Origin of the sequence: Bacillus sp. FJAT-14266 (assembly GCF_001719225.1) — a bacterium.
GTDB lineage: Bacteria > Bacillota > Bacilli > Bacillales > Bacillaceae > Bacillus > Bacillus subtilis.
Genome location: NZ_CP017072.1, coordinates 2429257 through 2441109 on the forward strand (window position 1 = coordinate 2429257; position 11853 = coordinate 2441109).

Annotated in this window: 5 protein-coding genes; 4 read left to right on the plus strand and 1 reads right to left on the minus strand. The window is 44.3% G+C overall.

The genetic code is table 11. From position 1 onward, the window contains the following. The first annotated feature begins 25 nt into the window (after positions 1 to 25). The 4 genes from aprX to BGM23_RS12835 all read left to right on the plus strand — a co-directional run bounded on the left by aprX (position 26) and on the right by BGM23_RS12835 (position 4172). Positions 26 to 1354, plus strand: a complete 1329-nt coding sequence (gene aprX, locus BGM23_RS12820) for a serine protease AprX (RefSeq protein WP_029726462.1) — start codon at positions 26 to 28, stop codon at positions 1352 to 1354. 110 nt (positions 1355 to 1464) lie between these two features. Next, positions 1465 to 2289, plus strand: coding sequence for an MBL fold metallo-hydrolase (locus BGM23_RS12825; RefSeq protein WP_029726463.1), 825 nt, complete (start codon positions 1465 to 1467; stop codon positions 2287 to 2289). A 78-nt stretch (positions 2290 to 2367) separates the two neighbouring features. Next, complete coding sequence (locus BGM23_RS12830) at positions 2368 to 2724, plus strand: protein YmzB (RefSeq protein WP_029726464.1); 357 nt, start codon at positions 2368 to 2370, stop codon at positions 2722 to 2724. 230 nt (positions 2725 to 2954) lie between these two features. After that, positions 2955 to 4172: a cytochrome P450 family protein gene (locus BGM23_RS12835; protein ID WP_029726465.1), complete on the plus strand. Its 1218-nt coding sequence runs from the start codon at positions 2955 to 2957 to the stop codon at positions 4170 to 4172. Between the two features lie 44 nt (positions 4173 to 4216). Here BGM23_RS12835 and BGM23_RS12840 read toward each other — a convergent pair whose 3' ends face one another. Next, positions 4217 to 11851 carry a beta-ketoacyl synthase N-terminal-like domain-containing protein gene (locus BGM23_RS12840; protein ID WP_046664224.1) on the minus strand — a complete coding sequence of 2545 codons (7635 nt, stop codon included), beginning with the start codon at positions 11849 to 11851 and terminating at the stop codon, positions 4217 to 4219. Positions 11852 to 11853 lie beyond the last annotated feature (2 nt).

Genomic DNA, 11853 nt, shown 5'->3' on the forward strand with positions numbered 1-11853 from the left:
GAACCTTATAATAGGAGGAAAATACATGTTTGGGTACTCTATGGTACAAATGGTGAGAGCAAATGCTCACAAGCTAGATTGGCCGTTACGGGAAACCGTATTGCAGCTTTACAAGCCCTTCAAATGGACTCCTTGCTTCTTGCATAAATTTTTCGAAACCAAATTGCAAAACAGAAAAAAAATGTCAGTCATTATCGAATTTGAGGAAGGCTGTCACGAGACCGGCCTTCAAATGGCTGGAGAGGTGCTGCAAAAAGAAAAACGCAGCAAGCTAAAAAGCCGCTTCAACAAAATCAACTGCTGCAGCGCCGAGGTTACTCCTTCAGCATTACATTCCCTTCTCTCTGAATGCAGCAATATCCGTAAAGTGTATTTAAACCGCGAAGTCAAAGCGCTTTTAGACACGGCAACCGAAGCAAGCCATGCGAAGGAAGTCGTCAGAAACGGGCAAACCCTGACAGGAAAAGGTGTTACTGTCGCTGTTGTCGATACAGGAATCTACCCGCATCCTGATCTAGAAGGAAGAATTATCGGATTCGCGGACATGGTCAATCAAAAAACAGAGCCGTACGATGATAATGGTCATGGCACACACTGTGCAGGTGATGTCGCAAGCAGCGGTGCATCCTCTTCCGGTCAATACCGCGGACCTGCACCGGAAGTCAATCTCATCGGCGTAAAGGTATTAAACAAGCAGGGTTCAGGAACGTTAGCAGATATTATAGAGGGTGTTGAGTGGTGTATTCAATACAATGAGGACAACCCCGATGAACCGATTGATATTATTAGTATGTCGCTCGGGGGCGATGCCCTTAGATATGATCATGAACAGGAAGATCCGTTAGTCAGAGCGGTTGAAGAAGCGTGGAGCGCAGGGATTGTCGTCTGTGTCGCTGCCGGAAACTCAGGCCCTGATTCGCAGACCATTGCAAGCCCGGGCGTGAGCGAAAAGGTGATTACAGTAGGTGCGCTTGACGATAACAATACTGCAAGCAGCGATGATGATACTGTCGCTTCCTTCTCAAGCCGCGGCCCGACAGTATATGGGAAAGAAAAGCCCGATATTTTAGCGCCGGGTGTTAATATTATTTCCCTTCGCTCTCCGAATTCTTATATTGATAAGCTCCAAAAGTCAAGCCGTGTAGGGTCTCAGTACTTTACAATGTCAGGAACCTCGATGGCAACACCGATTTGCGCAGGAATCGCAGCTTTAATTCTTCAGCAAAACCCGGATCTTACCCCTGATGAAGTAAAAGAGCTTTTGAAAAACGGCACGGACAAATGGAAAGATGAAGATCCGAATATCTACGGAGCGGGCGCTGTCAACGCAGAAAATTCCGTCCCCGGCCAATAGAAAGCACCAAAAAGCCGGCAATTCTCTCTCAGCAGAACTGCCGGTTTTGTGTTTGAATATTCATAATCATAAGGTAAAATAATGGAAAATAGATGAGGGAAGTGAAGAAAGTGCCATATTATATCTGCAATACATGCGGTGTGCAACATGCACATACTGTAGATCCGCCCAACTCGTGTCTGATTTGCGAGGATGAAAGACAGTATATTCATCCCGATGGACAAACTTGGACAACCCTTGAAGACATGCGTGAGAAAGGAAACCTTCAAAACATCCTCCAAAAGGAAGAAGAGCATCTTTACAGCATCAAAACTGAACCAGAGTTTGCGATCGGACAAACAGCCCATCTTATCCAGCATAAAGGCTTCAATGTGCTGTGGGATTGCATGACATATCTTGACCAAAAGACAATTGACCAAATCAACGAATTAGGCGGTATTCAAGCCATCGCCTTGTCTCATCCACATTATTACTCTACTCAGGTTGAGTGGGCTGAAGCGTTTCAGGCGCCGATCTATATCCATGAGGATGATAAAGAATGGGTGACAAGGCCAAGCAATCACATTCACTTCTGGTCAGGGGAAACGCTCAACGTGAAGCCGGGACTGGACCTTTACCGACTGGGCGGACATTTTAAAGGCGGTGCTGTTTTGCATTGGAGCAAGGGAAATGAAGGGAAAGGCTGTCTATTGACCGGAGATATCATTACGGTTGCGGCGGACCGAAACTGGGTCAGCTTTATGTACAGCTACCCAAACCTCATTCCCCTTCCCGCCTTCAAAGTAGAAGAAATAGCAGCCAAAGTAAAACCGCTTCAATTCAACCGGCTTTACAATGCTTTTTCTAAAGTTGTCAAAGAAAATGCCGGCGAAGCGGTCCAGCGTTCTGCCGTACGCTATATCAAGGCTCTCAACAGGGAATTGTTTCATACATAAAGAGTGAGGCGGCTCTTTTCCGTGTAAAAGATGCAGCAATTGGGAATAGTATCGTGTAGATCAAAAGGAGGAATATTGATGGCACACACGAATACACAGCTTTCTCAATGGCTGGAATCAAAAGTCGGCCAGACGCTTGATATTAGAAAAGGTGAATTGACCCATGATGAAGAGATATCAGACTTGGATCAGATTGTTCTCCACCTTCAAAAAGTGGCTATACGCAGTACGAATCATCCTGATGATTATGTTGCGAAAGAAGAGCTTGTTTTAGAAGGCGAAGGAACAACATTCACTGAGGACGGAAACGTACCGCTTCCGCAAAATGCCTATGAGATTCCTTTATTAGGTGAAATTCATATTCACCAAGAAAACGAAGGATTGAAGGTCGTAACAGATCGTGCAGTATATACAATTGATATCCAGCACAGCTGACAGCCACTTTCATCAAAATAATACAGCGTAGCGCCTTTGAGCTTTCGTTCAAAGGCGCTGCTTTATATCGAGCCGTTTTTTCACTTTTTTCGTTCTTCTCCCTATTGAATGACGCCTAAGATAGATATATAGTTTTAGAGACAGGATTACATTTCAAATCATTCTGTTTTTTGTAAACTAATTCAGCAATTTGATTCATCTATTTACCCTATTAGGCGAGGAGAATGCAAATGGAAAAATTGATGTTTCATCCGCATGGTAAAGAGTTTCATCACAATCCTTTTTCAGTTTTAGGACGATTTAGAGAGGAAGAGCCCATTCACCGATTTGAATTAAAACGGTTCGGAGCCACATATCCGGCCTGGTTAATTACCCGATACGATGATTGTATGGCCTTTTTAAAAGACAATCGAATTACAAGAGACGTAAAAAATGTGATGAACCAAGAACAAATCAAAATGCTCAACGTTAGTGAAGATATCGATTTTGTATCCGATCATATGCTGGCAAAAGACACACCTGACCATACCCGCCTGAGATCACTTGTTCATCAAGCATTTACTCCCCGAACCATTGAAAATCTGCGCGGCAGCATTGAACAAATTGCTGAACAGCTTTTAGATGAAATGGAAAAAGAAAATAAAGCGGATATCATGAAATCCTTCGCTTCCCCTTTGCCTTTTATTGTTATATCTGAATTGATGGGAATCCCAAAAGAAGATCGGTCACAGTTTCAAATCTGGACCAATGCGATGGTTGATACCTCTGAAGGTAATAGAGAGCTGACAAATCAGGCCCTTCGTGAATTTAAAGATTATATCGCTAAGCTGATCCATGACAGAAGAATAAAGCCAAAAGACGATTTAATCAGCAAACTTGTGCATGCTGAGGAAAACGGCAGCAAGTTAAGCGAAAAAGAGCTCTATTCGATGCTGTTCTTGCTCGTTGTAGCCGGCCTTGAGACGACTGTTAACTTACTCGGCTCAGGCACACTCGCATTGCTGCAGCACAAGAAGGAATGTGAGAAGCTCAAGCAGTATCCTGAAATGATCGCTACAGCGGTTGAAGAATTGCTGCGATACACCTCACCTGTCGTTATGATGGCAAATCGGTGGGCCATCGAAGACTTTACATATAAGGGGCATTCGATCAAAAGAGGAGACATGATTTTTATAGGCATCGTATCTGCCAATCGCGACCCGAATTTTTTCGAGAACCCCGAAATATTAAATATAAACCGGTCGCCTAACAGACATATTTCTTTCGGTTTTGGCATTCATTTCTGCTTAGGAGCGCCTCTTGCCAGGCTGGAAGGCCACATTGCATTTAACGCACTTTTGAAGAGATTTCCTGATATTCAACTTGCGGTTGCACCTGATGACATTCAATGGAGAAAAAATGTCTTTTTAAGAGGATTAGAAAGTCTCCCTGTTTCACTTTCAAAATAACATTCAAAACGCCCCCTTTTAAAAGAGGGGGCGTTTGTGTTTTCTCAGCGCTTCACCAATTCATCTGTTTCTTTTTCTTCCCTCGCTTCATGTTTCTTCCGGAAAGCCTTAAGGAAATTCGCATTCACTACTCCCCTGTTTGAATAGAGCTTTTCGCAAAATTCTAACATGGCTGTTGACGCTTTCGGTTCGGTTAATATCATGAAGTGGTTGCTTGAATCGACATCCACCAGGTGGAAATGAGGAATTTGCCGCTCCCATTCCTCCCAATAGGCAGCTTGATCAAACGGTTCTTTTTCATTTGATAAAGTGAAATAAGTGTCTAAATCACCAAAGAAAGACCTGCTTTTGTTGCGGAAATAATAACATTTTACCGTCTCAGGATCAGGGAGAGGCTTAACAGTGTACGACTCCAAATCATAGGCGCGCTGTGTTTTCATCATTTGCTGAGCCTGCGCACGTATTTGCTTATCTGGTTTGTTTAGCCCTCGTTCTTTTGCCAAGTCAATCAACTCAGACAGGAATTCTTCATCCTCTAAGCTTATGTCCACCTCTTCACGGCTGATGAGAACATCCGTAAGCTTTTCCCGTTTCGCAATCGATGCCAGCATCGTATTAATTGTTTGCAGCATTGACGTTTTCATAGATGCCTCATTCTCTTTTGTCTCAGAACGATATGGGGAGTCAATCATCACCATGCTTTTGACAGCAAGGCCTTGGCTTTGCAGCTGGCGTGTGACTTCATATGCAATCATCCCGCCTAAGGAATATCCGCCTACATCATAAGGACCTTCAGGCTGTATGGATCGAATGATCTCTATATAATAGGAAGCCATTTGTTCAATTCCGTGCAAAGGAGCATAATCAGTCATGAATCCTCTGGCTTGAATGCCGTAAAAAGGGCGCTGGCTCTTTTGTGCAAATTGCTGATAGATTTCAACTCCTCCTACTCCGCCATGGAACCAAAAGACAGGGCGCCCCCGCTTGCCGTCATTTAACGGTATTAATTCCGGAAACGTGCGAGCTTGATCATTTTGTAAGGATGTATCCTCCTTTTTCTTTGCGATCAAGTCCATCATGTCCTGAACAGTATGGCATGCTTGAAGCTCCGTCAAGGCAATGAGAGGGTCCACCTTTGATTGCAATTGCTGTAATAACTGTATGCAAGAAATTGAATCAAATCCATACTGCTGCAATGGCTTATGAGGCTGCAGTTCACCCGGAACCATCCCTAGTACATTTGCTAATATGTGATGATCGCTGCTGTTGTTGATACGCTCATCCTGTGAAACAGAAGGCGTATTCTCTACTGCTTGAAAGCCGTTCCAGCAGCTTCTCTTTTCAAATGGATAGGTTGGCAACGGTATTCTGCGGGCACCTTTTCCTTGATAAAGCTTCTCCCATGGGATTTGCACCCCTTTTGTCCAGCAAAACGCGATCTTTTCAAGGTTGTTTTCAGACAACAAAGTCTCGATCACCATTTCTCTTAATGGACCATCCAGCAAGGCTTCGAGATCTGACGAGCCATTTTCTGCATTTCCGCTAAAGACAGGTACAGAACTCTTCGGCTTATCGCCTTTTTCCGCAGCTAAGCAGGCTTGCAAGCCGATTACCAGTTCTTCTTTACTGCGGACGACGAGCGCCAGGCGGTCTTCCATTTCCTCTCGGCCGGTTTGGAGTGTATAAGCATAATCTTGTAATGACAGTTCTTGTTGTTTATTCAGATAGTCAAGCTGCTGTTGAACAATTGCTTTTAGCCTGTCTTGATTCTTTGCAGAAAGAACTACAATGTGGGCACCATTCTCACTCATACTAACCGGTGGTTTTGGTAAAGGAATATATTCTTCTAAAATGACGTGCGCATTTACGCCTCCAAAGCTATAGCTGTTGATACTCGCTCTGCGCGGAATTTTTTTGCCTGCATCGTCACTTAAATCCCTCCATTGCTGATTCTCGGCAGTCACTCGGAAACGGGTGCCCTTTAATGACACCTGGTCATTCAAAGACGAAAATCCGGATATGCCTGGTATTGTTTGATGCTTCATCGCCATGCTGACCTTCATAAGAGCAGCCATGCCTGAGACGAGTTCACCGTGTCCGATGCTCGGCTTTAAGCTGCTGATATAACATGGCGCTTCCTCCCGTACTTCCTGTGGAAGTTCCAATTCGAGCTGACTGCAGCCTGACTTTAACGCCTCTATTTCTATCGCGTCTGCCAATGGAGAGGCGATCCCATGCGCTTCTATATAGGTCACCGTTTTGGGATCAATTTGCGCTCCTTGATAAGCCTTCAGCATTGCATCCTTCATGCCGGCCGGATTTGGCGCGTGAAGTGACATTCCCCTGCCGCCATGCGATACACCTGAACCTTTAATAACCGAATAAATATGATCAGAATCTTCAATGGCTTTTTGCAATGGTTTAATGATGAGAACTCCTGCTCCTTCACTTCTGACAAAGCCATTTGCATCTGCTTGAAAGGATTTGGCCTGTCCTTTCTCACTCAAATAGCCCATTGAGTCGAAGCCAATAAAGCCTTTTGGTGAAAGCAGCAAATTCACAGCCCCGACAATGGCTTGCTCACATTCGCCGTTTCGAATGGATTGTATAGCTCTGTGCAAAGCCACTAGAGCTGAGGAACAGGCAGCTTCATAATATTCACTTGGCCCTTTTACATCAAGTGCATAGGATATACGGTTTGGAATTAGGGAAGGAACCACAGCTGTATCCGTATTGCCGGCTGCGACAAATACTCCTGTCGGGCGGCTGGATAAAACCTGCCCTGTTAAGCCTGCATCTTCCATCGCCTTCCATGCATGTATCAAGAGCAGAAACTCCTGTGGGTCCATATTCGCCGCTTCTTTAGGCGATATGCCAAAAAACAGGGGATCAAACTCACCTATTCCTTCTATAAAACCGCCCCATTGAAGGCTTGATTGCCCTTCCTTATCGGCTGCGGCATATTTGCGCCAGTCCCAGCGTTCTTTCGGCACTTCAGAGACACAGTTCTTTCCTTGGACAAGGTTATCCCAAAATTCCGTTACGCTGTTTGCTTTCGGAAACTGTCCCGACATGCCGATAATGGCTATGCCGTCTGCCGCGTGTTCGATTGTTTTATCCGTGTTCGTCTCGTATGCCGGAATCTGTTTCATTTGGTTTTCGATTTGAGCTGGGCGTTCTTCCTGCTGATGAGCTTCACCAAACAGCTGAGCAAAAGATGCTTCATGTTTGTCCGCAAAAAAGTCGATTAACTCTTGAATAGTCGGATATTCAAAAAACAGAGTCGGATTTAATTCGATCTTTGTCTCTGCTTCCATCTCCCTTGTCAGTGCAACCAATTGAGAAGAATCAATTCCAAAATCCATGATATGCGCTTTTGCAATTGACAATTTTGACGGATCGGCCATGTTTACTGCCAGTTTATCTGTTACATAGCTTCTGATACGAGCTTTCAGATTGCTGGCTTTGATGGCCTTATTTTGATTTCCTCTTTGATTCGAAATACGAAGCTGTTTAAGCGAGTAGCCCGAGTAGTGCAGCACTGTTTCTGACGACTCATTGATCACATCTACATCAAACAGCAACATGTCACCTGTATTCTTAACCAATGTAATCAAAAGCCAGCAATCCCCTTTTATCGTTTGCTTTGTAAACTGGATATCATTGATTCCAAACGGCAGGAAGCCGCCTGTCATGTCAAACTGCTCTAAGAAACTGAGGATAGCCAAGTACGCGCTGTTTGTCATCAATGGGCTTACAGTGTAATGGTGCCCGTTTGCCAGCCCGCTTTGGGGCAGGCGAATTTTTGCCAGTATAGACTTGTGATCTCTGTAGAGATGAGTAATTGTCTTAAATAACTCTCCCCATTCAGGACCGTTTCCGGTTTTATACATCTGATCGATGTGATGAAGCTTAGTTAATGAATGCTTAACGTTCTCGATATTGACTTTTTTGGGCTCAAAAGAACCGATTCCGCATTGTCCGATTGCGGCAGGCTTCCACAAACCAGAGGACGGCTCGCGATACATGATTTGCAGTTCTATGACTTGATCTTTTTGCAGCGGCTTTGCCTGAAGTTCAATGGTCTCGCCTTGTTTGATGACAATTGGACTGATATAACTTAATTTGCTGATACGGCCGCTGTTTTCCTCAGGGAACAGGTTAAAAAATGCTTCAATGGCCAGACTGCCATATGTGGCACCGACAAGCACCCGTTCATTGTTGAAGACGTGTCCTTGAACGTAAGGCTCATCATAAGTGAATTGATCTTGAATGACCGGCTGATTGATATTGTCTTCAACATCTGACGATTTCTCATTGATAGACGATACATCGAAATGAAATGATGTATTATGGTCAAATGCATAGTGAGGCAGATGAACCCAGCCTGTTCGGTTCCCTATATCAGCTTCTTTAAAAGCAATCAATGCCCCTTGTGCCCATTGCTCTGCTGCGTTTATTTCTCTATCCCTAGATGCTGATTCCGCACATGGCTGTAAATCGAATGATGTATAGATGCCTTGCTGGAGTGAGCTTTCTCTTGATGTTCGGAACACCTTTAGTTTTTCGATCAGCTCTTGAGTCGATGCCACTGTAAATGCAGTCCTATGCTCTAAATTATGGTTTCTCCTGTGTAAAGCCTGTACAACGGGTTCAATATCCAGAGAAGCTTCCTTCTCTAAAAACAATTGCATATTTTCTAGATAGCTAAGCAGGCTCCATTTTGTTTTGGCTGAAAAAACGGCAGTGAATTCCTGCTGGCGGGGAGCGATATGTTCTTTCTCAGGGGCCGTCTCCATATATTCTTCTATAATAAGATTGGCATAGGCTCCCCCCGCTCCGAAGGAATTGATCATGCTTCTGCGCGGCAATTGTTTTCCAGTTTCAGGATCATTCAAGCGATGCCATGGCTCTGTTTGTTCCTGAAGATAGAAAGCCGTGTGTTCCAGCTTAATATTTGGATTGACAGGCATCGCGTTAATTGTCGGCACCAGCGTCCCTTTCTTCATCTGCAGCAGCACTTTTGTCAGCTGAGAAATACCGGAAGCCGCCTCTAAATGCCCCAGATTGGATTTGACAGAGCCTATCGCACAAAACTGTTTCTTGTTTGTATATTGTTGAAACGCGTTTGTTAAGGCAATTACTTCAATAGGATCGCCCAGCGCCGAACCATTTGCCGCCGATTCAATATAGCCGATAGTCTCTGGATCAATGCCCGACTGCTGAATCGACTTGACAATTAACTTTGCTTGCTGCTTCGGGTCCGGAGCTGTATACATCTGTCTTCCGCCGCTATGGTTAGCAAAACTGCTTTTGATCACAGCGTAAATATGATCCTGATCTTCCATCGCCTTCGAAAGTGGTTTTAACAGGACAGCTCCGACGCCTTCCCCGGGAATAAGCCCGTTTCCGGTGCCAAAACTTTTGCTTTGATTGCCGCTTCCCAGCAGATTGGCACGCTCCAAAGAATCATATTTAGAGAGATCGAGTGTTAAATTGACACCCCCAGCAATCGCCATTGAGCAGTTTTTCAATTTCAGGCTTTCACACGCAAGATGTATGGCGTTTAATGAACTAGAGCATGCTGAGCTGACAGCGATACTCGGTCCGGTCAGGTTAAAAAAGTGGGAAACGCGATTTGCAATGTGCCAGTCTCCCCCATTTGAGCTGAGGACTGCCTGCTCTAAAGATGGGATATTCCAAAAATACTGGTTATACATATTCCCTATAAAAACACCTACTCCGTCATCATCCCGCAATTTATCCAGCCGGGTTCGCGTATAGCCGCCGTCCTCAAACGTTTCCCAGACGGTTTCTAAACATAAACGGAGTTCCGGTGTCATTTCCATCACCCGGTTTTGCTCCACCTCAAAAAGCTGATGGTCAAATGCCTCTATATCTTGTAAAAATCCGCCATAGCGTTTCTTATTTGCCGGCTTTTTTGGATCTTTTGATAATGTTTTCAATAAAGATGTGCGCCATCTGGATTCCGGTGCCTCTGTAATACAATTGTCTCCGGCGATTAAATGCCCCCAAAGCTCTTCTAAACTGTTAGACATCGGATAGCGCCCGCTTACCCCGATTATTGCGATATCTTCTGTACTAGAATCATTAAAATGTGTTCCTTGCAAATTACTTGTCTTTTCTTTTTTTGGTGGTTCGGTATTTGCTAGCTGAGTTTCAGTGACTTCCTGCTCTGTAACAAAGCGGCGTGTATGAAAAGTAAATGGCTTATTAGGATCTGTACGCTCTGTTTGAAGTGGAGCTTCATTTTTTGCAGGCTTCGTTTTTTCCTTTAACAATGCTGTCCGGAGCTTATTTTCATGCCCCTTTACTAAATATTCGACGAGTTCTTTTGTGTTGTTATGTTCAAATAAAATGGTTTTTGGAAGCTCTCCCGTCACTTTTTCTAATTCACGAATGAAATTCACCTGCAAAATCGAATCAATTCCATACTTCTCAAATGTCGTATCTTCGTGAATACGTTCTGGTGATAGTTTGATTGATTTTGCCAGCGTATGCTTCACAAACTGTGCCGTTTGTTCGATGAGAGAATCGCTTTCCTGTGAATGATCGATTTCAGCATTCATTTGTATATGGCTTGGATCTTCTTCTGCCCCCGTTCTCTTCTTTTGACGGACGACTCCGTTACTTTCAGCGGCAATGATCTGCTGGCCGAGCTGATGCGATTGTTCAGCCATAAAGGAAACATAGCGAAATCCTTCACTCTCAAGCACCGTTTTCCAAGTATCCGGATACAGGCCCGGGCAGCCCGGAATGCGGAGATCAGGATCCTCATACAGCCACCAGCCCTCTAAAAGGCCGAACGTCAAATGCGAATATATATTATGATCACTAATTTCATTTAAAAGGAGCAGCCCGTTTTTTTTCAAAACTGCTTTTGCATTTCGCAATGTCTGCCGGATATTTTTTGTGGCATGAAGCACATTTGCCGCGATGACCGCGTCGTAGCCTCCCGCATCAATATGCTGTTCAGACGCCGGCTCCTCGACATTAAACCGTTTATATGTCAAATATGGATTGTCAGGACCATACTTATTTTCTGCATGCATTAAAAAAGCTTTAGACAGATCTGTATAGCAATATTCTTTTATATGTGTCTGCCATGCTTTCAATTTTTGAAAAACAGCCGCGCTTGTCCCGCCGGTCCCAGCTCCGATTTCTAATATTCGAATCTTCGCCTCAGGCTCTTGCTTCAGACGTTCTTGCAGATAGGCTGTTAACGTATCTGCAAGCACATCATTAAAATAGTCTGCGACTTGATTGTTTTTATAGACCCCTTCTACTAAATCCATAGATGAATTCGGAAACAGGATATCGGTGGCTGACGCCTTGCCGGTCAGAATCTCCGGCAAGGCTTTAAGTGCTGTCTCCACCAATGTCACCATGGCTTTCATATTATTGTCTTGAAGCAGGTCAGATTTTTGTTCATTCCATTCTTTCCACAGCTCGCTCATGGTGCCTATTGAGCGTGTTGGAACATGTCCGTTCTCCGTTCGCTTGAGAAATTGATGCCGTTCTAAAATCGATTGGCTTTCTTCAAACCATCTGCCATAGAAATTCTCCAATACCGGCTGGGATTTACTTTCTGTGAAAAACCCTATGGACTGTAATTGTGCGAAAAGCATTTTACAGAGAATGTCTTCTGTGTTCAGCATTG